This window comes from Microbacterium sp. MYb54, assembly GCF_002979515.1.
GTDB lineage: Bacteria > Actinomycetota > Actinomycetes > Actinomycetales > Microbacteriaceae > Microbacterium.
Genome location: NZ_PCPA01000031.1, coordinates 14,028 through 39,511 on the forward strand (window position 1 = coordinate 14,028; position 25,484 = coordinate 39,511).

Here is a 25,484-nt window from a genome sequence, read left to right on the forward strand (position 1 = left end):
TCCGGGGCGGCACTGCAGCGGAGAAGGCGTGGGACGGAAACTGCGGCTCAGGACGCAAACGCTTTCGCAAGCGCTTTCGTCGAATGGACGAGAAAGGCGGGAGGAGGCCGTCGTCGCCTCCTCCCGCCGGAGGTTCACCCCGCGTCGGTCACCGAGGGCTTGCCGCCGAGATACAGCGCAGCGAGGGTCGGATCCGCGAGCAGCTCGGACGCGGGGCCAGAGATGTGAACCCGGCCGAGGTCGAGGACGCACCCGATGTCCGCGGTCTCGAGGGCCCGCCGCGCATTCTGCTCCACGAGCAGCACGGCGGTTCCGGCGTCGCGCATCCGCACGATCTGCTCGAAGACCTTCTCGGTCGTCTTGGGGTCGAGGCCCATCGACGGCTCGTCGAGCAGCACCACCTTGGGGCTGACCATGAGCGACCGCGCGAACTCGACCTGCTTCTGCTGACCGCCCGAGAGCAGACCCGCGAGCTGCTTCCACCGCTCCCCCACGATCGGGAAGAGGTTCTGCACGAAATCGACGCGCTCCTGGATGACCTTCTGGTCCTTGAGGGTGAAGGCGCCGAGCATCACGTTCTCGCCGACCGTCATCTCGCGAAAGACGCTGTGACCCTGCAGCACGTGCGCGAGCCCGTGGCGCAGCATCGACTGCGGTCCTTCGCCGGTGATGTCGCGGCCGTCGACGCGGATGCTGCCGGAGCGCGGCTTGAGCATGCCGCTGGCGACCTTGAGCACGGTCGACTTGCCGGCGCCGTTGGGCCCGACGAGGCAGACCACCGATCCGGGCGGCACCTCGACCGTGAGACCGCGGAGCACGAGCGCCGCACGGCCGTAGCCGGCCTCGATGTCGCGCAGCTCGAGCAGGTTCTTCGCTTCAGACTCCAAGGTAGGCCTCCAGGACTCGGGGGTCTTGCTGGATGATCGCAGGCGTGCCCTCGGCGATCTGACGCCCACGGTCGAACACCACCACGTGATCGCACAGGCTCATGACCATCTCCATGTTGTGCTCGACGATGATGAACGTCTTGCCCTCTTCGTTGAGCTCGCGTACCAGGGTGGCGATGCGTCCGATGAGAGCGGGGTTCACGCCTCCCGCCGGTTCGTCGAGCATGATCGTGTCGGGCTCGCCCATGAGCACGCCAGCCAGCTCCAGCAGCTTCTGCTGCCCGTAGCTGAGGTTGCGCGCCTCGGCGTGCTCGAGGTGGTCGATGCCGACGCGCCGCAGCCAGCCCCGCGCCCGTTCCAGCTCGTCGGGGTCTGCTGCCGAGCGGAGCTGATGCCAGATGCTCGGGCTGCGCACCGCCACGAGCAGGTTCTCCATCACCGTCATGCGCGGGAACACCCGGCACAGCTGGAAGCTGCGGCCGATGCCGGCGCGGGCGATGCGGTCGGGCGACTTGCGGGTGATCGCCTGCCCCCGGTAGCGCACCTCTCCCGAGTCCGGCTTGATCATGCCGGTCACGCAGTTGAAGAAGGTGGTCTTGCCCGAGCCGTTCGGCCCGATCAGACCGTTGACCTTGCCCTCCTGGAACGTGACCGTGGCGCCGTCGACCGCCGTGACGCCGCCGAACGACTTCGTCATCGAGACGGTGCTCAGGCTTTCGAGCGTGGTCGTGGACTGTGCGGTGGGGGCGTTCATGACGACGTCTCCTTCGACGAGGCATCCGCTGTTCGCGTCTTGTTCTGTTCGAGCAGCTCCCCCGCGGTCACCTCGCGGATCGAGGCCGCGTTCGATGACCGGGTGAAGAGGCCCTTCACCGCCGGGATGATGCCGTCGGGCATGAAGAGCACGACGATGCCGAGCAGGATGCCGGTCGCAATGAGGTGGAACTGCGTGTCGCCGAACTCGAGCTTGAAGTACTCCAGCGCGACGCCGACGACGACGGCTCCGAGCAACGGTCCGAAGAGGTTCCGCACCCCTCCGAGCAGCGCCATGAGCACCATGTACGAACCGATCAGGATCGAGAACTGGAAGATCGGATCCAGGTCGCCGAACCAGAGGGCGTAGAGTCCGCCGCCGAGCGAGACGAACAGCGCGGACAGCACGTAGGCGATCAGCTTGTACCGTGTGGTCGGCACTCCGAGTGCCTGCGCTTTGTCCTCGTCTTCGCGGATCGACTTGAGCGCCGTGCCGAACTTGGACCGGTCGATGATCCACCACACCACGAGAGCTACGGCCAGGAGGCCGGCGAACAGGTAGTAGAAGATGCGGTGGTGCTCGGGCCGCAGCACGTCGAACGGGCGCGGGACGTTCAGGCCCTCGGATCCGCCGGTCACGTCGCGCCAGCTCTGGAACACCAGCAGCATGATCAGGACGAACGCGATGGACACGATCACGAACGAGGCGCCGCGCACGCGGAGGGCGGCGATGCCGATCGGGATCGCGATGATCGCGACGAGCACGGCTGCGAGGATCCAGGCCAGGAACCCGGGAAGGTCGAGGAACTTGATCAGCAGACCCGTGCCGTAGGCGCCGAGCCCGAAGTACGCGGCATGCCCGAGGGAGATGTATCCCGTGAAGCCGCCCATGAAGTTCCACCCCGTCGACAGCACGGCGTAGTTGAGGATCACGACGCCCGCCGAGAGGATGTACGGGTTCGGGGCGATGGTCGGGAAGGAGAGGACGAGCGCTGCGCCGACGATCAGGAGGACGATGCCCACCCACCTCGAAGTTTTGCGCCGCACGGGGGCGGATGGAGCGATCACGACCGTCTCGGTGGCGATCGGCTCTCTGCTAGAAACGCTGGGCAAGACGACCTCCGAAGAAACCTTGCGGACGGAACATGAGCGTGGCGAAGAGGGCGACGTAGAAGACCGTCTGCGCCCAGGTCGGCCCCAGCGGAAGCTGGAGCAGGCTCTGCGCGACGCCCAGGATGAGAGCCGCGATGGCGGCACCGGGGATGCTGCCGAGGCCGCCGACGACGATGATCGCCATGAGCGGTCCGATCCAGTGCCAGTGCAGGGAGGGATAGATGGTGGCGTCGAGCGAGAGCGCCGTGCCGCCGATCGCGGCCGTCGCGAGTCCGAGCCCGAACCCGTAGCCGGCGACACGGTCGGTGTTGATGCCGACGAGCCGCGCGGCTTCGGGATGCTGGATCGTCGCCCGCAGCGCCTGACCGAACTTCGTGTACTTGAGCAGTACGAACAGGAGCGCGAGGGCCACGGCCGCGAGACCGAACGCGATGAGCTTGACCACCGGCACCTGCGCGCCGAAGAAGTCGAGACTGGCGCTGGCGTACGGCAGCGGGATGCGTCGCTGGGTCCCGGTGAAGAAGAACCCGAGCGCCCCCTCGATGATCAATGCCACCGCAAACGTGAGCAGCACCGACATCATGGTCAGCGTCAGTGGCTTGAGCCTGGAGACGAGCAGCCGCTGCATCACGACGCCGGTCAGGAAGAACAGTGGCACCGTGACGATGAGCGAGACGAGCGGATCGATGCCCGTCTCCCGGTTGAACCACCACGCGAGGTAGGCGGCGAGGATGAGGAAGGCCGAGTGCGCGATCATGACGACGCGCATGATTCCGAAGTACAGCGTGAGCCCGGCCGCCAGGAGGGCGTAGAGCCCTCCCAGCAGGATGCCGAGGATCAGGCTTTGCAGCAGCAGTGCTCCGCTCACGTGCAGATCACCACGTCGGCTTCGGGAAGAGGAAGTCGGCTTCCTTGACGTCCTCGGGGAGGACGATCAGGATCTCGCCGTCGATCCACTGCTGGATGAGGTGGGCGCCCGCGGGCTTGCCGGTCTCGTCCCAGCTGAGGGGTCCGACGACGGTCTCGACCTCGTTGTCGCGCAGCCAGTCGATGAGCTCCTGCTGGCATTCACCCTGCTCGGCGCAGCCCACGGCCTCGACGGCCGCCGCGACGACCTGACCGGTCGTGTAGGCGTTGGCCTCATCTTCCGACGGCGGGTTGCCGTGCATCTCGGTGTACTTCTCGACGAACTCGACGTTGCTGGGGAACTGCGACTTCGGCGAGTATCCGGTCGGGGCGAGGATGCCCTCGGTCGCACCGCCGATGGCTGCGGCGAACTCGGGGTTGGTCGGAGCGGTGGAGAAGGCCGCGAGCTCCGGCTGATAGTTGAGCTGCTGGAGGGCGATGATCAGGTTGACGGCATCCTGATACTGCGTGCCGCCGATCACGATGTCGGCGTTCGACTGCGCGATCTTGGCCGCGATCGTGGAGAAGTCGGTGGTGTTCGGCGGGTAGACCTCGTTCACGAGGATCTCGACGCCGGCGTCCTCCAGCTTGTCCCTGAGACCGTAGGCCGTGCCCTGCGCGAACGGGTCGTCCATCGAGGCGACCGCGGCCGTCTCGGGGCGCTCGCCCTCCGGCAGCGCGAGCAGGTAGTCCGCGAGGTTGTTGTAGTGGTCGTTCGCGATCGCGGGTGCGGCGTAGAAGAGGTTGTCGAAGCCCTGTTCGAAGACCTCTTCCGCGGCGCCCGCCGGCTCGACGAACAGCATGCCGTACTCCTGCGCGACGCGGGCGGAGGGGACGACGAGGCGGGTGGAGAACGGACCGAACACGAGGTCGACACCGTCCTGCGCGATCAGCGACTCGTAGTCGGAGACGACCCGGTCGGCGTTTGACTGGTCGTCGAGGATCTTCAGCTCGACCTGTCGGCCCAGCAATCCGCCGTTCTCGTTGACGATGTCGCGCCACGCCTCGTAGCCTCGCTCGACTCCCTTGCCCGGTTCGGAGAAGTCGCCCGTGAGCGGCAGCGAGATGCCGATGACGATCGGATCGTCGGAGCCACCTCCCTCGGCCTGGTCGCCGGTGGCCGAACAGGCCGAAACCGTGAGCGCGGCGATCGACAGCGTTCCGATCGCTGCAGCGATCCGTCGACCGTATCTGGGTGCAGTCATCCGAGTCTCCTACGTCATCGTAGCGAAAGCGCTTTCGTAAGCGCTTCCGCCACTATAGTGGGACCGAAGAACGAAGAGCAACCTACAGCGCAATCAGCGTTGATCTTGCTCCATGGGGGAGGTTTCGTGAAGCGTGAAGGTGCGCCACGACTCATCGATGTGGCCGAAGCTGCAGGGGTCTCCCTCGCGAGTGCGTCTCGGGCGATGACCGGCGGCTCCGGCATCTCGCCGGAAGTGGCCGCGCACGTCCGCGGGATCGCGACGCAGCTCGGATACGAACCCAACATGCACGCGCGAGGACTCGCCGGCGGGCTCGTGCCGACGATCGGCCTCGTGGTGCACGAGATCGGCGACCCCTACTTCTCCGACATCGCGAGCGGTGTGATCCGCAGCGCAGCGCTCGAGAACCGGTCGGTGCAGATCGCTCAGGCCGACCGCACCCCCGACAGCGAGCTCGCGCAGGTGAAGTCGCTGCTGCGTCAACGCGTGGGGTCGATCATCATCGCCGGTTCGGGGTACGCCGATCCGGGTCGCGAGCAGGGCATGACCGAGGCGCTCCTCAACTTCACCCTGGCCGGAGGCCGCGCCGCGGTCATCGGCCGACACCACCTGCCGGTCGATGCCGTGCTGCCCGACAACCACCGTGCGGGCGTCTCCGTCGGACGACACCTCGCAGAGCTCGGACACCGCCGAATCGGGGTCGTCGCCGGTCCACTCGATCTCAACACGGTCGCCGACCGCATCGCGGGCCTCCGCGAGGGCACGAACGACACCGACGTGGAACTGACGGTCGTGTCGCGGGAGTTCACCCGCGAAGGCGGCATCGAGGGCGCGCGCGAGCTCCTCGACCGCGATGTCACCGCCATCGTCGGCCTCAACGACGCGATGGCGATCGGCATCCTCAGCGAGCTGCGGCAGCACGGGATCAGCGTGCCCGACGAGATGTCCGTCGTGGGTTTCGATGACATCGCCGTCGCCGCGGATGTCGCCCCGGCGCTCACCACCGCGCGGATCCCGATGTTCGAGATGGGCCAGCACGCCGTCTCCCTCATCCTCCGCCCCGCGAGCGACGAGGCGAGGACCATCACCACGGCCCACGAACTCATCGTCCGCCGATCGTCCGGCCCTCCCCGCGGCTGAGCCCTCCGCTGCCGACCCGACTCTCACCCGCCATGGGCGAGGAGGGCACCGGGCGACCTGACGTTCACTTCTAGGCTCGCCGTACCTGGCCGTGACTGTCGCGGCCCGATCGATGGGAGCGTCTCGATGTCCGCTGAAACCCCCGACTTCGAAGTCAAGGTCGATCGCGACTCGTACCCGCGACCGGAGTACCGGTTCCCGAACGTCGAGATCGAGACCTACGCACAAGACTCCACAGCGGACTTCCCACCGCCGCAGGGTGCGCCGGCTTCGGCGCCGAATGTGGTGATCGTGCTCATGGACGATGTCGGATACGGATTGGCGAGCACCTTCGGCGGTCTCATCGAGACGCCGACCTTCGACCGACTCGCCGACGACGGGCTTCGCTACTGCCAGTTCCACACCACGGCGCTGTGCGCCCCTACCCGTGCCGCGCTGTTGACCGGTCGCGACCACCACACGGCCGCGAGCGGCGTGATCGGCGAACAGGCCACGGGCTTCCCCGGATACACAGGGATCATCCCGAAGAGCTGCGGAACGATCGCCGAGATCCTGTCCCAGAACGGGTACGCGACCGGGTGGTGGGGGAAGAACCACAACGTCCCCGACAACATGACGAGCCCCGCGGGGCCATTCGACAACTGGCCTACGAGCATGGGATTCGACTACTTCTACGGATTCATCGCGGGGGAGACGGACCAGTTCTACCCCCAGCTCACCCGCAACACCACGCCTGTCGAACCCCCGCGGACGCCCGAGGAGGGGTACCACCTCACCGAGGACCTCGCCGACGACTGCATCCACTGGATCCGGACTCAGAAGTCCATCGCTCCCGAACGCCCGGTGCTCGCCTACTTCGCGCCCGGCGCCACCCACGCCCCGCACCACCCGCCTCTCGACTGGCGTGGACGGCACGAGGGGAAGTTCGACTTCGGATGGGACGAATACCGCCGCAAGGTGTACGAGCGCCAGCTCGAGATGGGCGTCATCCCCGAGGGCACGGATCTGACGGAACGTCATGCGGAGATCCCCGGCTGGGATGAGCACACCGAGGATGAGAAGCGGCTCTTCGCCCGCCAGTTCGAGAACTACGCCGACTACCTCGCCGCAACGGATCATCAGATCGGTCGGCTCGTCGATGAGCTCGACGCGATGGGCGAGCTCGACAACACCCTCTTCCTCTACATCATGGGAGACAACGGGACGTCGGCTGAAGGCACGCTGATCGGCACGTTCAATGAGATCCACACCCTGAACGGGTACCAGGAGAAGATCGAGGATCTGTTGCCGCACATCGACGAGTGGGGCCTCCCCGGGTCCTCGCCGCACATGGCGGTGGGCTGGGCGCACGCCGGCGACACCCCCTTCCAGTGGACGAAGCAGATCGCCTCGCACTTCGGCGGCACCCGCAACGGGATGGCGGTGCACTGGCCCGCTCGGCTCCACGGCGCCGGCGAGCGGCGCTTCCAGTTCTCGCACGTGATCGACGTCGCACCCACCATCCTCGAGGTGGTGGGAATCAGCGAGCCCGCCATGCTCGGCGGTGTTCCGCAGACGCCGATGGATGGCACATCGTTCGCGTACACGTTCACCTCGAACCCTGAGCAGTCGAAGCACACGACCCAGTACTTCGAGATGTACGGAAACCGCGGCATTTACCACAACGGGTGGATGGCCTCGTGTCGTCACGGCCGACTCCCCTGGATCGGGGCCGGCTCCTTCCCCTGGGAAGACGACACCTGGGAGCTCTACAACATCGCAGACGACTTCTCCCAAGCGCACGACCTCGCGAACGCGCACCCGGACAAGTTGGCCGAACTGCAGACCTTGTTCACCGTCGAGGCGGCCAAGCACAACGTCCTACCGCTGGATGATCGCTTCGCCGAGCGCCTGGACGTGCGCCTGCGGCCCAGCTACTTCTTCGGCCGCACCCACGTCAGCTTCCCCCCGGGGCTGGTGCGCCTCCCAGAGGGCAGTGGACCGAAGACCAACAACGTCGACCACACCCTCACGGTCCCGGTCGTCATCCCCGAAGGCGGCGCGGAAGGCGTGCTCTTCCACGTCGGCGGCGACCCCGCGGGATGGGCACTGTTCGTCCGGGACGGCAAGCTCGTCTACCACTACAACTTCTTCAACCTCGAACGGTACGAGGTCGAGTCCGACATCGACGTGCCGACGGGCGAGACCACCCTCGGCTTCGAGTTCCGCTCACTCCACCCGGTGCCAGGGGGCCCTGCCGAACTCGACCTCATCATCGACGGCGCGAAGGTGGGGCACCTGGAGATCCCGCAGCAGGTCCGTGCGCGCTTCGGCGTCGAGAGCATGAGCGTCGGCATCAACACCGGATCCCCGGTCGTCGACTCCTACCGCGACAAGCGCGGCTACCCGTTCACCGGCCGGATCAGGAGCGTCGACATCGACTTCACCTCCGACGCCGCTGAAGTCTCGCCCGAGGAGAAGGTCAAGCAGCACCTGGGGATGGACTGAGGACTGGCCGGGACCATCGCGACGACGGTGCGAAGACGAACGCGCACAGCACGGTGATCACACTCAGGATGCTGACGGCCACGCGAACGGCTACCGGCATCCGGTGACTGCTCACTTCAGCCTCTGTGACGAACTCGTATCTCCGACGCTCGGTGCGGGAGCCACCTCACTCAGGGAGCGGCGTTCCACGCATCAGCGAACGCGCGCCCGCCCGGCATCTCGCCGAGATCGCTCGCGTCGATAACCTGAGCCGTCCGCGTACAGAGGGAGCCAGCGGGCCAGGTGATGCAGAGCCGCTCATCGAACTCGGACAGCGCCTTGAGAGGTGCGGCCGTGCCCACGAGAACGCGCTCAGAGGGAGCGGAATCGAAATCCACCTCGAGGACCGTGCCGGGGTTCACGCGTACGGCCGCGACGCCGTCCGTGCGCATGAGTCTCATCGCGGTCTCCGTATCACCCCGCAGGTCGCCTCCGGAGGACGCCAGTCGGAACACGGTGTCGTCACCCCGTCCAACCGCGATCCTGACCGGAACCTCGGCAGCGCCGGGGCTGCGCGAGACAGCACCCGCCAAGTGCTCGACGGCTCCCACCGATGTGGCGGTGAGAGTGAGGGAGCGGTCGTCCGTCCACACCGACGCGACGCTCGCGCGGGCGCGCTCGTCCAGCTCGTCCAAAATCCCCCGAGCCTCGTTCCCGTTCGCCCCTGGCGACAGCGTGACCAGGTTGCTCTGATAGAACACGGTTGTCGACGTCGGATCGAGAATCTCCGCGACGATCGTTCGCGCTGCGTCGACGTCTCCCTCATCGGCGAGGGTGACGCTCACAGCTGCCTCCTCTGCCCGGAACGCTGTGACGGGGACCTGTGCCCGCAGAGTCTCGTACGCGCGAACGGCGTCCGAGGCCCATGCCCCCAGCCGTCCTGACACCTCGACGGCGCTGCCCCCATCTTCGGGGGACCGCACGGTGATCGACGGCGTCTTACCCCCCGCCGCGGCGATGGCCGGTGCGTCGAGGATCAGACCAGCGATCTCCGACGTGGAAGCCGCGATGAGGGTCACGTGGTCGAGGTCGTTTTGGTAGTCGGTCGAGATGAATGTCCCGGAGCGCACCCGTGGATCCGCGCGAAGCTCGAAGACGGCATCAAGCACGGCAGCGCTGGACTCCCGGGTCGCGAGGACCGGGAACGTCCAGTCGCTCGCCACGACGTCGATCCTCACACGCGACTCGTCCTCGTCTCCCGCCGTGTCTCCACGAAAAGACACGATCCGGCCCACGAGCCCACGCAGCTGTTCCTCGTCGAGCTCATCGCGAACAGTGACCGTACCCCCGACTCCGCCGGTGAACGGCATGTTGTCCGCGGTGGACAGATCCAGCCGGACGACCGCAGGATCGTCGCCGAACTCGCGCTCGAACGAACCCTGCACCGGATCACCCGACGCACAGCCGGCCAGCGCGAGCAGAAGCACGCAGGCCGCGAGCACGGCTGATATCCCCCGTCCCGCACGCGCGTGATCCATGCTTTTGCATCCCCTCCCATGGTCTGCGTACAGCCTCAGCCCGTCCCCTTGGCGGGCTCACGCCGGATCACGAGTATCCCACTCGTCGGACCGCATCGAGCCCGTCACCGCAGACGGCGACGGGCTCGGTGGTCGGGCTCAGGACAGCGGCGGATCAGGAGCTGCCGGTAGTCGAATCCAGCTTCGCCATCACCTGGTTGATCGTGAACGACGCCGACTCCTGCCGCGCGGGGAACTCCACGAGGCTCTGCAGCATGCGGGCGACGTACGCCTGCGCCGGCACGAACAGGAAGATGCGGTCGATGACCCAATCCCAGTACGTGTTCGACGTGATGTCCGCCCGCTCATAGGGATCGGTGCGGAGGTTGAACAGCTTCGGGAAACGCAACTCGATGTAGGGCTCCTGCCAGACGAGCAGCGTGCCCACGGCGCGCTGCTCGAGGAACACGAGCTTCCAGTTGTCGAAGCGGAGCCCGGTGAGGTCGCCGTCATCCGAGACGTAGAAGAAGTGCCGACGTGCGCTCTCTTCGACGGCCCCGGTGATGTAGTCGAGTTGGTTGTTGCCGTCGAGGTGCACCTTGAACTCGGTCCCGTGCAGTTCGGTCCCCGTCTTCAGACGCTCGGCGATGTCGCCGTCACCGGCGGCGGCCAGCAGCGTCACGAACCAGTCGTTGTGACTGACGATGCCGTTGAGCGTGGTCCCCGCGGGAATGTGACCTGGCCAGCGGACCATCGCCGGCACGCGGTACGCACCCTCCCAGTTGGAGTTCTTCTCGTTGCGGAACGGCGTCATGCCGGCATCCGGCCAGCTGTTCATGTGCGGGCCGTTGTCGGTGGAATACATGACGATCGTGTTCTCGGCGAGTCCCAGCTCGTCGAGCAGATCGAGCAGGCTTCCCACGACGTCGTCGTGGTCGAGCATCGTGTCGTGGTACTCCGACTGCCAGCGGCCGGCGCGCCCCTTGCTCTCTTCCTTGGTGTGGGTGCGGAAGTGCATGTGCGTCGAGTTGAACCAGACGAAGAACGGGGTGTCGTCGTCGGCCTGTTTGCGGATGAAGTCGGACGCGGCGTCGCGGAACTCCTCGTCGACCGTCTCCATCCTCTTCTTCGTCAGCGGTCCGGTGTCCTCGATGCGCTGAGTTCCGTCGGCGTTCGCCCAGGTGTGGAGCACGCCGCGCGGACGGAACTTCTCGCTGAAACCGGGGAACTCCTCATCGGTGGGATAGTCGGGATGCTCCGGCTCCTCCTCGGCATTGAGGTGGTAGAGGTTTCCGAAGAACTCGTCGAACCCGTGCGCGGTCGGCAGGTGCTCGTCTCGGTCACCGAGGTGGTTCTTGCCGAACTGCCCGGTGGCGTAGCCGTGGTGCTTGAGCGCATCGGCGATCGTGGGGTCTTCGGGCTGCAGGCCCAGTTTCGCCCCGGGCATCCCCACCTTGGTGAGTCCGGTGCGGTACGGGTTCTGTCCGGTGATGAAGGCCGCGCGACCGGCGGTGCAGCTCTGCTCGCCGTAGTAGTCGGTGAACTTCACGCCCTCGTCGGCGATCCGATCGATGTTCGGCGTCCGATAGCCCATGAGACCGTCGGAGTAGGTGCTCAGGTTGCTGATGCCGATGTCATCGCCCCAGATGATGAGGATGTTGGGCTTCTCAGCCATGCGTGACTCCTTTGCTTCAACCGGTGAGACGGGGCGATCGCCCTCGGTCGTAGCCAAGCAGTCTCCTCGGGAGAAGCCCAGGGGGGCCTCACTCGGAGCGGGTGAGGCGGAACCCGATGTGCGACATTCCGGTGTCCTCGGCCTGCGGCGAGCGCGCGGCCGGACGGAAGCGCAGGCAGTAGTCGGGTGAGCACAGGTGCGACCCGCCCTTGAGCACGCGGCGCGGGATGTCGGGGAAGCCCTCCTGGGCGCTGGCGGCGGCGAGCAGGTTCGTGCGCTTGCCGGCGTCGACGGGAGTGTCGGAGAGGCGGATGTGCCGCGGGGTGTAGAAGTCGGTCGTCCACTCCCAGACGTTCGCGATCATGTCGTAGAGGCCGTAGCCGTTCGGAGGGTACGAGCCGACCGGAGCCGTGCCGCCCACGCCCTGGTTGTCGTAGGGGAAGCGTCCCAACCACGAGTTTGCCTGCGCGACGCCGTCCGGGTATGCCTCATCCCCCCAGGCGAACGGGGCACCATCCACTCCCCCGCGGGCCGCGTACTCGTGCTCGGCTTCGGTGGGCAACCGCATCCCCACCCAGTCGGCGTAGGCCACCGCGTCTTCGAACGCGATGTGCACGACCGGATGCTGCAGCCGGTCGTCGATCGACGACTCGGGTCCGAACGGTCGGCGCCAGAACGCACCCGGCTGCCAGCGCCACCAGTTGCGCCAGTCGCCCAGGTTCGTCGGCCCGGAGGTCGGGGTGAAGACCATCGCTCCCGGCACGAGGTCGGCGGGATCGGCACCGGGGAAAGCGGCGGGATCGAGCTGGCGCTCGGCGACCGTCACGTACCCGGTCGCGTCGACGAACTCGGCGTACTGCTCGTTCGTCACCTGGTAGCGGTCGATGTGGAACGACGCGACCTCACGCTGGTGGGCCGGCCGCTCATCCGGATAGAAGTCGTCCGAGCCCATCAGGAACGTGCCGCCGGGGATGTGGACCATGTCGCGCGAGTTCGTCACGCGACTCAGCGTAGTGTCCGTATTCCGCGACGGACGGTCTGATCTGGGAAGATCATCCGCATGATCACCGTTCACCTGCGCTACGAGATCGACCCCGACAAGCTCGACGATTTCACCGAATACGGCCGCACCTGGATCCGACTCGTGGCGAAGCACGGCGGCACCCACCACGGCTACTTCCTGCCGAGCGAAGGTGACAGCGACGAGGCCTTTGCCTTGTTCACGTTCCCCTCCCTGGCGGAGTACGAGGTGTACCGCACCGCCTCGAAGACCGACCCTGAGTGCATCGAGGCATTCGACTTCGCCCGCCGGACGCAGTGCATCCGCCGCTACGAGCGCCGCTTCCTCAGCCCGGTCTTCGAGGGCGCCTGAGCATGATCCCGCCGGCGGTGGACGCCTCCACGCTCACGTCCGTCACCACACTGTCGACCCCGCGTCTTCGGCTCGAGCCCCTGGGCATCGCGCATCTCGACGGCGTGTGGGAAGGCTTGTTCGACGAGGAGACGCTGCGACTCACCGGCACACGTCAGACCTTCACCCGCGAGGCGGTCGTGCGGCACCTGGAATCCCTCGCGGCCAGGGACGATCGTGCGGACTGGGCGATCATCGATCTCGAGACCGAGGGGTACGTCGGTGAGATCGTGCTCAACGAGCTGAACGACGACGACGCGTCGATGAACTTCCGCATCGCGCTCAATCCCGGCCACCTCGGTCGCGGCTTCGGCACCGAGGCCACCCGCGCCGTCCTGGACCACGCGTTCGACCGCATCGGACTGCACCGGGTCGAGCTCGACGTGTACTCCTTCAACCCCCGCGCCCAGCGCTCCTACGAGAAGGCCGGGTTCCGATACGAAGGGCGTCAGCGGGAGACCCTGTTCTGGGACGGCGAGTGGTTCGACTCCATCCTCATGGCGGTGCTGAGCACCGACGAGCGTCCGGTCGCTCCCTAAGCTGGAGGCGATGTCTGACACCCCCGCACCTGCGAACGCCCCCATCATCGTGATCGGCGCCGGTGTGATCGGCGCCTCGATCGCTCACCATCTGGCTCGCGCCGGACACGACGTGGTCGTGCTCGACAGCGGAACTCCGGGTGCCGGAGTGACAGCTGCGTCGTTCGCCTGGGTCGGCATCGCCAAGAGCCCCGCCGACGCGTACGCGGGTTCGCTCCGCGAGCGTGCGCGGTCGGAGTTCGATCGGGTCCTCGCCGAGATCACCGCGCCCATCGGGCTTCGTCGGTTCGGGGCGGTCACGTGGGAGGAGTCCGATGAGCGGACTCGCGCCTTCGTCTCCGACCACCAGGCCGCCGGGCACCGGATGGAGCTGATCACGGCACATGAGGCGCTGAATCGGGAGCCGAGCCTGCGCGAGGTTCCCGACGTGGTTGCCTACGCCCCGGACGATGTGGGGGTCGACCCCGTCGCCTTCACGCGTGCCCTGCTGCAGAGCGCACAGGCGCACGGTGCGGAGGTGCGGACCGGCACGACCGTCCTACGGCTGCTTCACGATGACGGCCGCGTTCGAGGGGTTGCGACCGACCGTGGTGTGATCGAGGCGAAGAGCGTCGTCCTCGCGGCCGGCACCGCGTCCGCCGGGCTGGCCGCGTCGGTCGGCGTCGACATCGACATCGTGGGGTCTCCGTGCTGCCTGCTGCGCTTCTCCACGCCCCGCCCGCTCGTGCGCGGCATCCTCTCCACCCCTGAGCTCGAAGTCCGCCAGCTGGACGACGCAACACTCCTCGCCGCCGAAGACGTTCCCGTGGGCTTCTCCGGCGACCCGAGCGAACTCGCCGTCGCCACGCTCGCCGCGATCCGCAGCTCCTTCGTCGACGCCGACGACGTCCGCCTCGGCCATGCCGTCATCGCCGACCGCCCGATTCCGGCGAACGGACAGCCTCTCGTGGGCCCGGTGTCGGCGATGCCCGGCCTTCACCTGGCGATCGCCCACCCCGGCGTGATCCTGTCCGCGGAGATCGGCCGTCAGATCGCCGCCGGGCACGCCCCCCTCTGATCCGAAGCCGCTGACATCGCGGATCGCCCCGAGAGTACCGTGGCTCCCATGCCCCTGAGCGACTTCCCGTTGCGCGCTTCCGTCGCGGTGTCCGACATCGACCGCGCCGAGACGTTCTATGAGGGCACGCTCCGGCTTCCCGTGGTGCGGTCGGGTCCGAGCGCGCGGATCGCGGGCGGCAGTCGCGTCTATCGATCAGGCGGCGACGAGGCATTGCACGTCTACCAGTCGACGACCGCAGGCACCTCGCAGGCCACCGTTGCCACCTGGTACGTCGATGACCTGGATCAGGTCGTCGACGAGCTCACGGCGAACGGCGTCGATTTCCTGCGCTACGACGGACTGATCCACGACGCGCGGGGCATCACGGCGAGAGCCGGCGGAGGTCGGATCGCGTGGTTTGCAGACCCCGATGGCAACACGTTCGCCCTGGAGAGCGACGGCTGATCATCTCTGTTCCGATGCAGGTTCTTCGGAAGCGTCGTCGGAGCCTGGTCTGAGGTGCCGGCGCAGCGCGGTGGTGACATCGTCGACCGCGACGAGCTGTTCGGGTGAGAGCGCGTCGACGAACAGCTCGCGGATGGCGCGGAGGTGCGGGACGTTCGCCGCCCGGAACGCCTCTGCTCCCTCATCGGTGAGGAGTACGTCGACGCCGTGCGCGCCGTCGGCGCACGGGACGCGCCTCACGAGACCGCGCTTCTCCATCCGCCCGAGGTGATGCGACAGGCGGCTGCGCTCCCAGTCGATGAGGGCCGCCAGCTCGGAGGAGCGCGCGCTGTGCCCGTCGGCCTCGCTCAACGCGAGAAGCACCTGGTAGTCGCCGGAAGACAGCGATGAGTCGTTCTGCAGCTGCGTGGCCAGACGCGCGCGCAGCTGTTCGCCGGTCTCGATGAAGTCCCGCCAGATGCGCAGCTGGTCGGGTGTCGGCGTGCGACGACGTCGTTCTTCGGTCATGACACCTCCCGGGAATTGATATGTCAATCATACGGTTACAAGCTGTTGATACGTCAATCCGGATGGACCGGGGGCGTCGAGAAGGAACGTGATGGAGATGACGGAACTCGAGTTCGGACTGAACTCCTTCGGCGAAGTGGCGACCGATGGCGGTCGGATCATGTCGGACGCCGAGACGCTGCGCCTGCTCGTGGAAGAGGCGCAGCTGGCCGAATCGGTCGGCCTCGACGTGTTCAGCATCGGCGAGCACTACCGCGAGGGGCACATGGACTCCGCGACCCCCGTGGTGCTGGCGGCCGCGGCGCAGGCCACCTCGACGATCGGCCTGGGTTCGTCGGTCACCGTGCTGTCGACGCAGGACCCGGTGCGGCTGTACCAGGAGTTCGCGACCGTCGACGGGCTCTCCGCCGGACGCGCCCAGCTCATCCTCGGACGAGCATCGGCCATCGAGTCGTTCCCGCTCTTCGGCTACGACATCGCCGAGTACGAGCAGATCTTCGAGGAGAAGCTCGACCTTTTCCTGCGCCTGATGCGCGAAGACCGCGTCACCTGGAGCGGCACCTACCGCAGTCCGCTGGAGAACGTGCGACTGCAGCCGCGCATGCCGGAGGGCGGCATCCCGGCATGGATCGGCATCGGCGGCAGCCCCGACTCGGTCATCCGCGCCGCCGAGCACGGACTGCCCCTCATGATGGCGATCATCGGCGGACGCCCCGAGCGCTTCGCTGGCCACGCCCGCCTGTATCTGCGCGCCCTGGAGCAGTTCGGGCGCCCCGAGCTCCCGATCGGACAGCACTCGCTCGGCCTGATCGCCGACACCGACGACGAGGCGAAGAACGTGCACTGGAAGCACTGGGAGCCGGTCGTGACCCAGATGAGCAAGGAGCGCGGCTTCTACGCACCGACGCTCGAGCGGTACGAAGAAGAGGTCGACACCGGGGCGCTCTACGTCGGATCGCCCGAGACCGTCGCGCACAAGCTCGCGGCCGCCGTCCGGAGCAATCACCTGTCCCGGTTCGACCTGAAGTACGACATCATGCACCTGCCGAAAGACGCGCGCGCGCGCAGCATCCGCCTCTTCGGAGAGAAGGTCGCCCCGCGCGTGCGCGAATTGCTCGCCGAGGATCCGGGAGAGGGCGCATTCGCCGACCCCGGTGTCGCCCGCATCACGAAGGACGGCAAGGCCGTCCACGCCTGAAGGAGAGCGTCATGAGCGACACCATCGAGACCATCGAGACCGTCGGCATCCTCGGCGCGGGCAAGGTCGGCACCACCATCGCCCGCCTCGCCCTCGCCGCGGGGTACCGGGTGCTCATCGCCGGTTCGGGCGCACCGGAGCGGATTGCGCTCACGATCGACGTCTTCGCGCCGGGGGCCACCGCGGTGACGGCCGAAGATGCAGCGGCCGAGGCGGACGCCGTCATCCTCGCCCTTCCACTGGGCAAGTACCAGACGCTCCCGGTCGAGCAGCTGCGCGGAACCCTGGTGCTCGACGCCATGAACTACTGGTGGGAGACCGACGGGATCCGCGACGATCTGGGCGATCCACGCACCTCCACCAGCGAGCTGGTGCAGGACTTCCTGCCCGGGTCGCGCATCGTGAAGGCCCTGAACCACATGGGTTATCACGACCTCGAAGACGAGGCCCGGCCGACGGGAGCGCCGGGACGGAAGGCCATCGCCATCGCGGGAGACGACCCCGACGATCTCACCACGGTCGCTGCGGTGATCGACAGGCTCGGCTTCGATTCCGTCGTCCTCGACACCCTGGCGAACGGCGCCGTGCTCCAGCCCGGGAACCCCGCGTTCGGCGCCGATGTCACCGCCGACGAGCTGCGCGGGCTGATCGACCAGCGGGTGAGATCGGTCTGAGACCGGTGTGTGGTCAGCTACCGGGGAGTGCACGAAGCAGGGCCACCACATCGACTTCGAGGAGCGGGTGACGCGGCTGCGCTGACCCCAGCCGTCCGGAAACCGTCGACCGCCCCGGGCTAGGATCCCAGAAGCCGTTGACGACGCGGCCGAACACGAGGCCGAACACGACCTGGAGGCACCGATGCCCAGCACCCCGAGACTCCGCACGAGTGCGCTCATCCTCGCCGGGATCCTGGCCTGCGCCGGGTGCTCCGCGACGATCCCGAGCCCGCCCACGGCTGTCGGCGACGGCTTTCCGGGCACCTGTCTGCCGTCGGAGGTGTCGTGGCCCTCCGACTTCCTCGAATCCCTGCCAGGGGAGTCCGAGGCGATCGGCGGCACCATCGTGGGCCTTCGCCTCGAGTGGGTCGACTCCGACTTCGCGTGGCGGTTGCGCAGCGCCGACACCCGCCTCGACATGTTCGGCGAACGGGTCGACGATCCGAGCTTCGGCAAGGAGTCGCTGGTCGACGTCCGCACGCTGGAGGTCATCGCTACGGGTGAGACCGAGCTCACCGAGGCGGAGCAGCAGATGAACGGCAGCAGTGCTTACAGCGTCGCCCAGCTCTCGGGCGAGACGTACCCGAGCCCGCTGATCGTCGAGATGGCACGGGTCATGAAAGACGGCTCGCCCGCGTGGCAGCTCACCATGTGCGACACCGCCACGAACGAGATGACCGTCACGACCCTGAGCTGACGCATTCGTCCGCCTCCACTCAGCTAACTTGCACGTTGATGTGCACGTACTGTGTAAACTCGTCCTGTGAAACAGAGCTGGCGGGTCTACAAGCGCGACGTCAAGAGACTCTCCCGTGTACCCAAAGCCTGGATCATCATCATCGGGGTGCTCATCACCCCGGCCCTCTACGCATGGTTCAACGTCAACGCGTTCTGGGACCCCTACGCCAACACCGCGAACATCCGTGTGGCGGTGGTCGATCTCGACGAAGGCGCCACCTCCGACCTCACCGGTCACATCGACATCGGCGAGCAGGTGACCGCGCAGCTGGAGGACGACGACCAGCTCGGCTGGACCTTCATGGGCGAGGACGAGGCTCAGGAGGCAGTCAAGAAGGGTGACGTCTACGCCGCCATCGTCATCCCCGCGCAATTCAGCGAAGATCTGCTCAGCATCACGAGCGGCGACTTCACCCAGCCGGCGCTGCAGTACTACGTCAACGAGAAGGCCGGAGCGATCGCGCCGAAGATCACCGACGTCGGCGCGTCCGAGCTCGACAAGCAGGTCACGAGCGCCTTCAAGGAGCAGGTGGCCCTCGCAGCGACGAACGCCCTCAAAGACGTCGGCGACTCGACCGAGCTGCGACTGCTGAACGCCAGGGACAACACCCTCAACGCGTTCGACCAGGCAGCGCAGACCCTCTCGTCGGCGCGTGAGAACCTCGCTGAGACGCAGGACGGGCTCGCCTCCTCCCGCGGCACGCTCTCCTCTGCACGGAACACGCTGGGCGAGGTCGACGAGACGCTCGGCGACGTGCAGAAGTCGCTCGCTCAGACCCAGTCGATCATCGCCGAGACGCAGAAGGAGGTGATCGCGTTCACCGACAGCGCCACCACTGCGTTCCTCCAGGGCACGACGCTGCTCGCCGACGCCTCCTCGAAGGCGAACGTCTCGATCACCCGTCTCACCCAGAGCCTCGAACAGGCGGGCGTGCGCATCGACGCCGGGATCGACGACGTCTCGAACGTGCTGAAGGCGAACGAGGCGGCGGTCGCCCGGCTGCAGACCCTCCTCGACAACACCGACCTCAGCGACGACACGAAGCAGCGCCTGACCGAGGTCATCTCCTCGCTGCAGCAGCGCAACACCACCGACCAGCAGCTGCTCGCGGATCTGAAGGGCCTCAAGGCCGGTGCCTCCGACACCGTGCGTTCCGTGCAGGCGACGGCCGACGCGGTCGATCAGGCGATGCAGGACACCAGGGATGCCTCATCGGCCATGCGCGACATCCTGACCCGCACCGTCCCCTCGCTGAACAGCGCCATGTCGCAGCTGTCGGCGAGCGTCGGTTCGTTCTCGGCGGCACTGGATGCGCAGAAGGGCGTGCTCGCGCAGGCCGACCAGTTGCTCGGCGGGTTGGACTCGCAGCTCGTGGCCACTTCGTCGGCATTGGCGAGCTTCGACAACGACCTCGCCGGCATCGAACAGGGTCTGCAGACATCGCGCACCGACGTCGTCGCGCTCAATGCCGCATCCGAGTGGGGACTGCTGGGCACCCTGACCGACCTGGAGCCGGAGCAGATCGCCCAGTTCATCTCCTCCCCCGTCGAGGTCGACGAGCACCTGGTGTTCCCGGTCGACACCTACGGGTCGGCGATGGCCGCGCTCTTCACGAACCTCTCGCTGTGGATCGGCGCGTTCGGACTCATGGTGATCTTCCGCGTCGAGGTCGACACCGAAGGCGTTGAAGGCGTCACCGTGCGCGAGGCCTACTTCGGCCGCTTCTTCCTCTTCGCGACCCTCGCCGTCGGCCAGGCACTGATCGTGTGCATCGGAAACCTCATCATCGGCGTGCAGACCGTCAGCGCCGCCGCCTTCGTCGGCACCGGGGTGCTCATCGCCCTCGCATACGTGAGCATCATCTACGCCCTCTGCGTGGCGTTCGGGCACGTCGGCCGCGGTCTGTGCATCCTGCTCGTGATCATGCAGATCCCCGGCGCGTCCGGCCTGTACCCGATCGAGCTGATGCCCGGATTCTTCCGTGCGATCTATCCGCTCCTGCCGTTCTCCTACGGCATCGACGCGATGCGCGAGACGATCGGGGGCTTCTACGGTGGCCACTACTGGCGCTTCCTGGGCGCTCTCGCCGTGTTCGTCGCTCTCGCGTTCCTCATCGGACTCGTGCTGCGCCGCCGTCTCGCGAACTTCACCCAGCTCTTCAACCGGCAGGTGCTCTCGACCGACCTGCTGATCGGCGAGAAGGTGCAGGTCGTGGGCAACGGATACCGGCTCACCGACGTGATCCGGGCGCTCTCGAACCGCAGCGAGTACCGCGAAGACCTCGATCGACGCGCCGAGCGGTTCACCCACCGCTACCCGGCCCTACTGAAGGCGACAGTGCTCACGGGTGTCGCAGGGCTCGTCGTGCTCGGCGTGATCACGTGGGCGCTTCCCAGCTCGAAGGCACTGCTGCTCGGGCTGTGGACTGTCTGGATCCTGCTCGTCATCGGATTCCTCGTGGCCATCGAGTACGTCAAGCACAGCTTCGAGAACGGCGAGGAGGTAGCCGCTCTCGACGACGCCGAGCTGCGTCGGCTCGCCCTCGCTGGGCCCGCCGGCCATGCAGCGGTCCTCCCCACCACGACGGACGACCCGCTCGGCACGACCCCCTCCGCCCCGATCGCCTCGATCGAGGCGGGGGCGACGGATGCGCCGGCCGAGCGGGACGAATCGGCCGAGCATGACGAACCGGCCGCCGGCGTCGAGGCCGACGCCCTGCTCACCGAGTGGTTCGCTTCCGAGCCGCAGCCGGCCCCCAGTGTCGAACCGGATGCCGAGCCCGTGCAGCCTGAGACCACCGCGGCGGCGGACGCCCCTGACGACGAGGAGCAGACGGACGACGAGTGGACGGACGTGGACGAACGAACGGAACAAGAACGAGCAGAAGGGGAGGATCGCGCGTGAAGGACATCCTGCACCTGACGCTCCGCGACGTGCGTCACGCGACCCAGAACGTGATGGCGTGCATCGTGCTCTTCGGTCTCGTCGTCATCCCGTCGCTGTTCACCTGGTTCAACGTCATCGCCAGCTGGGATCCGTTCGCGAACACGAAAGACCTGAAGATCGCCGTCGCGAGCACCGATGCCGGGTACGAGAGCGACCTCGTCCCGATCCGCGTGAACGTCGGCGAGCAGGTTCTCTCCCAGCTCCGCGGGAACGACCAGCTCGACTGGGTCATCACCGATGAGCACGACGCGATCGATGGGACGAAGTCTGGCGAGTACTACGCCGCGATCGTCCTGCCGGAGACGTTCAGCGCCGACATGCTGACGTTCTACGCCGACGGCGGCGACCGCACGCACATCGCGCTCTACACGAACGAGAAGAAGAACGCTCTGGCCCCGAAGATCACCGGGCAGGGTGCGGAAGGGGTCTCGGCCGCGATCAGCGACACGTTCACCCAGACGCTCGGCGACGTCGCTCTCGGCCTCATCTCATCGATGTCGGACTACCTCACCGACGAAGACACCCAGGCGGCGCTCACCCGCGTCGAGGCGCGGCTCGGAAGCGTGGGCGATCAGTTGCGCTCCGGTGCGCACACGGCCGACACGTTCACGGCTCTGCTCGAGTCGAGCCGGCCGCTGCTCGACAGCGCCTCGGCCCTGGTCGGCGAGGCCGGTGATGCGTTCGAGGATACTTCGGGGGCGCTCGGCAGCGGGGTGGACGCGGCCGGCACGCTGAAGTCGACCCTGCAGACGGCGGCGCAGTCGCTGGCGGATGCGCTGCAGGCGACCTCGAGCAGCTACGACGCCGTCGGGCAGCGCATCGATGAGCTGTATGCCGGGGCGGGTTCGCTCAGCGGCAGCCAGGCGCAGGCGATCACCACACTCGCGGAGCGCGTGCAGCAGCAGATCGATCAGTACGCCGCGGTCAAGAACACACTGGTGACCGAGGTCGGACCGAGCCTTCCGGAATCCGCGCAGCCCGACTTCGCCGCCGTGATCAGCCGACTCGACGAGGCGATCGCACGGCAGCAGGCCCTGCAGGAGCGGCTCCAGAAGGCGGCGACCGAGATCACGGCCGGCAACGATTCGGCGCAGAGCTCTCACCAGGAGATCACGGCCGCGATCGCCGAAGCCAAGAAGGCGATCGCCGATGCGCGGAGCACGTACGACAACGGACTGAAAACACAGCTGAACTCCCTCTCGTCGACGCTCACGCAGATCGGCTCCGATGTGTCGGCGATCCGCTCCGACCTGTCCGGCATCACCTCGGGTCTGTCCGGCGCATCCGATTCCGTGCTGTCGACGCTGTCGCGGGCGCAGGAGGCCACGACGCAGCTGTCGGCGTCGCTGAACGCGATGGCCGACCGATTCGACACCGCCCAGCAGTCGATCGGGAAGGCCGCCGACACCGGTGATCTCAGCGAGCTGATCGGCGCCGATCCCGGCGCGCTCGCCACCTCGCTCGCCGAGCCCGTTCGCCTCGACCGCACCGCCGTCTTCCCCGTGGCAGGGTTCGGTGCGGCCATGGCTCCGCTGTACATGATCCTGGCCCTGTGGGTGGGCGCGCTGCTGATGACCGTGACGATCCGCGTCGACGTGAACGCCCAGACGCTCCCCGACCGCCCCGAGCTCACCCCCACGCAGAAGTACCTCGGCCGGTACGGCATCTTCGGCCTGGTCGGTCTTGCGCAGAGCACCCTGCTGACGCTCGGGCTGATCCTCTTCGTGCAGGTCCAACCCGCGCATCCGCTCCTGCTGATCCTGGCCGGGTGGGCGATCTCGACCGTCTTCACGCTCATCGTCTACACCGCGGTGGTCGCATTCGGCAACGCGGGCAAGGCGCTCTCGGTGCTGCTCCTCGTGATCCAGATCTCGGGCTCGGGCGGCGCGTACCCGCTGCAACTGCTTCCCGACTGGTTCCAGAGCATCAGCCCCTTCCTTCCCGCGACCTATGCGGTGAACATGGTGAGGTCGGCGATCGCCGGCGTCTACCAGGCCGACTTCTGGTGGGCTCTGGGCGCGCTCGCGCTGTTCATCGTTCCCGCGCTGCTCCTCGGTCTCGTGCTGCGACGCCCGTTGATGACCTACAACCGAAAGCTGGTCGAGGCGCTCGCATCGACCAAACTGATGTCGTGACTCCTGCGTCTGCGCGAAAGGACCCGATGTGACCACGCCGAACCCGCGACGTCGACGCGATGCCCTGGCCAATCGCGAGGCTCTGCTGCGCGCGGCGCAGTCGATGCTCGCCACCAACCCCACGGCGTCGCTGGATGTGATCGCGCAGGCCGCCGGCCTCACCCGTCGGGCCGTCTACGGCCACTTCGCCGACCGGGACAGTCTGCTGCGCGAAGTCATCGCGGTCGGCGCTCAGCGCTTCAACGCGATCGCCGAGACGACCGACGAGTCCGATCCCCGAGTGACCCTGGCGCGGATGGCGACGCGTCTGTGGCGGGAGGCCTCCGCGGTGCGCGCCACGGCCAACATCGCTCTCGACGATGCGCATCTGGCCGACACCGTGCTCGCCCTCGCACCGCTGCGTCGACGCATCCGCGACCTGACCAAGGCCGGAGTCGACTCGGGGGCGTTTCGCGCAGACATGCCGGCCGAGCTGCTCGCGTTCCTCATCGAGGAGACTGCCCGAGCCACGTTGCGCGAGCTGCGACTCACCACGACCGACGCCGACTCGACGGTCGTGCGCGTGGTGTTGAGCATCGCGGGTCTCTCCTGGAGGGAGCAGGCGGAGCTCATCGACGCGCACCCCGAGATCTTCGCGGAGGACTGAGACTGCGGCGACGGTTCTCGCCCCGACGCGCCCTCTCGCCTCAGCTCGACGGATCGTCGGCGCGGACGGGAGAATGGATCACATGTCCGCGAGATCCCGTCGGCCGCCGCTCTCGTCGGTGCGCCGCCTGCTGCACACCGATCCCTCGGCCGTGGCGCACACCGAGGCCATGCCCGTCATCGACGAGCGAACGGTGCCGCGGGTGCTCGACCTCGCGACGCGCATCGGGGAGTCGATGTTCGCCGTCGGAGCCTCTGCGCACGAGGTCACGCTCGCCATCACCCGCGTGTGCGGTGCGTACGGCATGAAAGACGTGCAGGTCGACGTCACGTACAACTCGATCACGGTGTCGTTCCACCTGAGCGGCGAGGTATGGCCGGAGACGCTGGTCCGCGTCGTGCGGGTCGCGGCCCCCGATCACGCGAAGCTGCAGCGGGTGCAGGCTCTGGTCGCCGACATCGACGACGGTCTCGACCTCGAATCCGCGCGCTCGACCTTCCGTGCGATCCGGCGCGTGCCGTTCCGTTATCAGCAGCCGGTCGTCGTCGTCGCGCGCGCACTGCTCGCGGTCGGTGTCAGCATCATGCTCGGCGCCTCACCGATCATCGTCGGTCTCACTTTCGTCGCGGCCCTGTGCGCCGCTCTGACCCAGGCCGGTCTCGCCCGCCTTCGCGTTCCGCTGTTCTTCAGTCAGATCGCCGGAGGATTCGTGACCACGGTCGTTGCCGTGGTGGTCTCCGCGCTCGGCACCGCGGGGATCGAGCCGTTCGTCGGCATCCGCCCGTCGATCATCGTCGCCTCGGGCATCGTGCTGATGCTCGCAGGCCTCACCGTGGTCGGTGCGGCGCAGGATGCGATCGACGGCTTCGCCCTCACGGCCGGCGGCCGCATCCTCGATCTCACCATGCAGACCCTCGGCGTCGTGATCGGCATCCTCGTCGGGCTGGAACTCGGCGGCGTCCTGGGGTTCACGATGGACCTCCCCGACGATCCCGCGCCGTTCGGACCACTCGTCAACCAGTTCGCCGGGGCGATCATCATCGCTGTCGCCGTGGCCGTGTTCAACGGCGCCGGCATCCGGATCATCCTGGTCAGCGCCCTGCTCAGCGCCGTCACGCTCGCGGGCTACTCGACGTCGATCGCCCTGAACCTGCACCCCGCGGCGGCGAGCGCGATCGGCGCGCTGCTCGCGAGCTTCCTCGGCATGCTGATCGCGCGCAACCTGCATGTGCCGTCGGTCGCCGTGACGACCGCGGCCATCGTGCCCCTGGTTCCCGGCGTCGCCGTGTTCCAGGGCCTGCTCGAGATGGTCCACGCCGCCGGCACCTCCACCGGCATGCTGCTCGCCGGCGGATCACTCATCGACGCCGCGGTCATCGGCATCGGCCTGGCATCCGGCGCCTCGCTCGGCCTGTACCTCGGCACCCCCGTACGCGCCACCCTCGCGAGCGTCGCGAAGACCCGCGCCCGCGTCCGCCGCT

22 protein-coding genes are annotated in these 25,484 nt (G+C 67.4%); 13 read left to right on the forward strand and 9 right to left on the reverse strand.

From position 1 onward, the window contains the following. Positions 1 to 134: 134 nt before the first annotated feature. From CQ040_RS19280 to CQ040_RS19300, 5 genes are all read right to left on the reverse strand, one after another. A complete protein-coding gene (locus CQ040_RS19280) occupies positions 135 to 887 on the reverse strand; it encodes an ABC transporter ATP-binding protein (RefSeq protein WP_105528559.1) in 753 nt (250 codons plus the stop codon). Then, on the reverse strand, positions 877 to 1,641 hold the full coding sequence (locus tag CQ040_RS19285) for an ABC transporter ATP-binding protein (RefSeq protein ID WP_105528558.1): 765 nt from the start codon (positions 1,639 to 1,641) through the stop codon (positions 877 to 879). The genes CQ040_RS19280 and CQ040_RS19285 overlap by 11 nt, the downstream gene beginning before the upstream one ends. Then, the gene (locus tag CQ040_RS19290) at positions 1,638 to 2,663 is read right to left on the reverse strand and encodes a branched-chain amino acid ABC transporter permease (protein WP_028502636.1); all 1,026 of its coding nucleotides are present in this window, start codon (positions 2,661 to 2,663) and stop codon (positions 1,638 to 1,640) included. The genes CQ040_RS19285 and CQ040_RS19290 overlap by 4 nt, the downstream gene beginning before the upstream one ends. 73 nt (positions 2,664 to 2,736) lie before the next feature. Then, positions 2,737 to 3,621, reverse strand: a complete 885-nt coding sequence (locus CQ040_RS19295; RefSeq protein ID WP_105528557.1) for a branched-chain amino acid ABC transporter permease — start codon at positions 3,619 to 3,621, stop codon at positions 2,737 to 2,739. A 7-nt stretch (positions 3,622 to 3,628) separates the two neighbouring features. Next, positions 3,629 to 4,864 (reverse strand): amino acid ABC transporter substrate-binding protein, encoded by a 1,236-nt coding sequence (locus CQ040_RS19300; RefSeq protein ID WP_181157079.1) that lies wholly within the window; start codon positions 4,862 to 4,864, stop codon positions 3,629 to 3,631. A gap of 126 nt (positions 4,865 to 4,990) precedes the next feature. Here CQ040_RS19300 and CQ040_RS19305 point away from each other — a divergent pair, with 126 nt between their 5' ends. Beyond that, positions 4,991 to 6,004, forward strand: coding sequence for a LacI family DNA-binding transcriptional regulator (locus tag CQ040_RS19305; RefSeq protein ID WP_105528556.1), 1,014 nt, complete (start codon positions 4,991 to 4,993; stop codon positions 6,002 to 6,004). A gap of 126 nt (positions 6,005 to 6,130) precedes the next feature. Next, positions 6,131 to 8,491, forward strand: a complete 2,361-nt coding sequence (locus CQ040_RS19310; RefSeq protein ID WP_105528555.1) for an arylsulfatase — start codon at positions 6,131 to 6,133, stop codon at positions 8,489 to 8,491. Positions 8,492 to 8,661: 170 nt separating this feature from the next. Here the strand turns inward: CQ040_RS19310 and CQ040_RS19315 are convergent, their stop codons facing one another. The 3 genes from CQ040_RS19315 to CQ040_RS19325 all read right to left on the reverse strand — a co-directional run bounded on the left by CQ040_RS19315 (position 8,662) and on the right by CQ040_RS19325 (position 12,644). Further along, positions 8,662 to 10,008, reverse strand: a complete 1,347-nt coding sequence (locus tag CQ040_RS19315) for a hypothetical protein (protein WP_146113968.1) — start codon at positions 10,006 to 10,008, stop codon at positions 8,662 to 8,664. A 154-nt stretch (positions 10,009 to 10,162) separates the two neighbouring features. Next, entirely contained in the window at positions 10,163 to 11,662 is a 1,500-nt protein-coding gene (locus tag CQ040_RS19320; protein WP_105528553.1) for an arylsulfatase, read from the reverse strand. Between the two features lie 88 nt (positions 11,663 to 11,750). Further along, complete coding sequence (locus CQ040_RS19325) at positions 11,751 to 12,644, reverse strand: formylglycine-generating enzyme family protein (protein WP_105528562.1); 894 nt, start codon at positions 12,642 to 12,644, stop codon at positions 11,751 to 11,753. A 78-nt stretch (positions 12,645 to 12,722) separates the two neighbouring features. On the opposite strand from CQ040_RS19325, the gene CQ040_RS19330 reads away from it, so the two are divergent. From CQ040_RS19330 to CQ040_RS19345, 4 genes are read left to right on the forward strand one after another with little or no spacing between them, the layout of a single operon-like run. After that, the gene (locus CQ040_RS19330) at positions 12,723 to 13,034 is read left to right on the forward strand and encodes an NIPSNAP family protein (protein ID WP_105528552.1); all 312 of its coding nucleotides are present in this window, start codon (positions 12,723 to 12,725) and stop codon (positions 13,032 to 13,034) included. 2 nt (positions 13,035 to 13,036) lie between these two features. Continuing rightward, positions 13,037 to 13,612, forward strand: a complete 576-nt coding sequence (locus CQ040_RS19335; RefSeq protein ID WP_105528551.1) for a GNAT family N-acetyltransferase — start codon at positions 13,037 to 13,039, stop codon at positions 13,610 to 13,612. 10 nt (positions 13,613 to 13,622) lie between these two features. Continuing rightward, on the forward strand, positions 13,623 to 14,669 hold the full coding sequence (locus CQ040_RS19340; protein ID WP_105528550.1) for an FAD-binding oxidoreductase: 1,047 nt from the start codon (positions 13,623 to 13,625) through the stop codon (positions 14,667 to 14,669). 48 nt (positions 14,670 to 14,717) lie between these two features. Next, positions 14,718 to 15,116: a VOC family protein gene (locus tag CQ040_RS19345; protein ID WP_105528549.1), complete on the forward strand. Its 399-nt coding sequence runs from the start codon at positions 14,718 to 14,720 to the stop codon at positions 15,114 to 15,116. Here the strand turns inward: CQ040_RS19345 and CQ040_RS19350 are convergent, their stop codons facing one another. Further along, positions 15,117 to 15,623 carry a MarR family winged helix-turn-helix transcriptional regulator gene (locus CQ040_RS19350; protein WP_105528548.1) on the reverse strand — a complete coding sequence of 169 codons (507 nt, stop codon included), beginning with the start codon at positions 15,621 to 15,623 and terminating at the stop codon, positions 15,117 to 15,119. It abuts the gene before it with no gap. 91 nt (positions 15,624 to 15,714) lie between these two features. On the opposite strand from CQ040_RS19350, the gene CQ040_RS19355 reads away from it, so the two are divergent. The 7 genes from CQ040_RS19355 to CQ040_RS19385 all read left to right on the forward strand — a co-directional run. Beyond that, a complete protein-coding gene (locus CQ040_RS19355) occupies positions 15,715 to 16,821 on the forward strand; it encodes an LLM class flavin-dependent oxidoreductase (protein WP_308736912.1) in 1,107 nt (368 codons plus the stop codon). Positions 16,822 to 16,832: 11 nt separating this feature from the next. Further along, positions 16,833 to 17,495 carry an NADPH-dependent F420 reductase gene (locus tag CQ040_RS19360; protein WP_105528547.1) on the forward strand — a complete coding sequence of 221 codons (663 nt, stop codon included), beginning with the start codon at positions 16,833 to 16,835 and terminating at the stop codon, positions 17,493 to 17,495. A 184-nt stretch (positions 17,496 to 17,679) separates the two neighbouring features. After that, complete coding sequence (locus tag CQ040_RS19365; protein ID WP_105528546.1) at positions 17,680 to 18,234, forward strand: hypothetical protein; 555 nt, start codon at positions 17,680 to 17,682, stop codon at positions 18,232 to 18,234. Positions 18,235 to 18,300: 66 nt separating this feature from the next. Continuing rightward, complete coding sequence (locus CQ040_RS19370) at positions 18,301 to 21,180, forward strand: YhgE/Pip domain-containing protein (protein ID WP_105528545.1); 2,880 nt, start codon at positions 18,301 to 18,303, stop codon at positions 21,178 to 21,180. Further along, positions 21,177 to 23,357: a YhgE/Pip domain-containing protein gene (locus CQ040_RS19375; RefSeq protein WP_105528544.1), complete on the forward strand. Its 2,181-nt coding sequence runs from the start codon at positions 21,177 to 21,179 to the stop codon at positions 23,355 to 23,357. Before CQ040_RS19370 ends, CQ040_RS19375 begins: the two co-directional genes overlap by 4 nt. Before the next feature lie 28 nt (positions 23,358 to 23,385). Continuing rightward, positions 23,386 to 24,003 (forward strand): TetR/AcrR family transcriptional regulator, encoded by a 618-nt coding sequence (locus CQ040_RS19380; protein ID WP_028502649.1) that lies wholly within the window; start codon positions 23,386 to 23,388, stop codon positions 24,001 to 24,003. Between the two features lie 82 nt (positions 24,004 to 24,085). Then, positions 24,086 to 25,484: threonine/serine exporter ThrE family protein (locus CQ040_RS19385; protein ID WP_105528543.1), on the forward strand; the 1,399-nt coding region annotated here is incomplete at its 3' end.

What these genes read in the sequence shown, in the direction of transcription:
- CQ040_RS19285 (WP_105528558.1), bottom strand. Translation starts at nt 1,641, where the DNA reads ATGAACGCCCCCACCGCACAGTCCACGACCACGCTCGAAAGCCTGAGC.
- CQ040_RS19300 (WP_181157079.1), bottom strand. Translation starts at nt 4,864, where the DNA reads ATGACTGCACCCAGATACGGTCGACGGATCGCTGCAGCGATCGGAACG.
- CQ040_RS19310 (WP_105528555.1), top strand. Translation starts at nt 6,131, where the DNA reads ATGTCCGCTGAAACCCCCGACTTCGAAGTCAAGGTCGATCGCGACTCG.
- CQ040_RS19315 (WP_146113968.1), bottom strand. Translation starts at nt 10,008, where the DNA reads ATGGATCACGCGCGTGCGGGACGGGGGATATCAGCCGTGCTCGCGGCC.
- CQ040_RS19320 (WP_105528553.1), bottom strand. Translation starts at nt 11,662, where the DNA reads ATGGCTGAGAAGCCCAACATCCTCATCATCTGGGGCGATGACATCGGC.
- CQ040_RS19325 (WP_105528562.1), bottom strand. Translation starts at nt 12,644, where the DNA reads ATGGTCCACATCCCCGGCGGCACGTTCCTGATGGGCTCGGACGACTTC.
- CQ040_RS19330 (WP_105528552.1), top strand. Translation starts at nt 12,723, where the DNA reads ATGATCACCGTTCACCTGCGCTACGAGATCGACCCCGACAAGCTCGAC.
- CQ040_RS19335 (WP_105528551.1), top strand. Translation starts at nt 13,037, where the DNA reads ATGATCCCGCCGGCGGTGGACGCCTCCACGCTCACGTCCGTCACCACA.
- CQ040_RS19340 (WP_105528550.1), top strand. Translation starts at nt 13,623, where the DNA reads ATGTCTGACACCCCCGCACCTGCGAACGCCCCCATCATCGTGATCGGC.
- CQ040_RS19345 (WP_105528549.1), top strand. Translation starts at nt 14,718, where the DNA reads ATGCCCCTGAGCGACTTCCCGTTGCGCGCTTCCGTCGCGGTGTCCGAC.
- CQ040_RS19350 (WP_105528548.1), bottom strand. Translation starts at nt 15,623, where the DNA reads ATGACCGAAGAACGACGTCGTCGCACGCCGACACCCGACCAGCTGCGC.
- CQ040_RS19355 (WP_308736912.1), top strand. Translation starts at nt 15,715, where the DNA reads ATGGAGATGACGGAACTCGAGTTCGGACTGAACTCCTTCGGCGAAGTG.
- CQ040_RS19360 (WP_105528547.1), top strand. Translation starts at nt 16,833, where the DNA reads ATGAGCGACACCATCGAGACCATCGAGACCGTCGGCATCCTCGGCGCG.
- CQ040_RS19365 (WP_105528546.1), top strand. Translation starts at nt 17,680, where the DNA reads ATGCCCAGCACCCCGAGACTCCGCACGAGTGCGCTCATCCTCGCCGGG.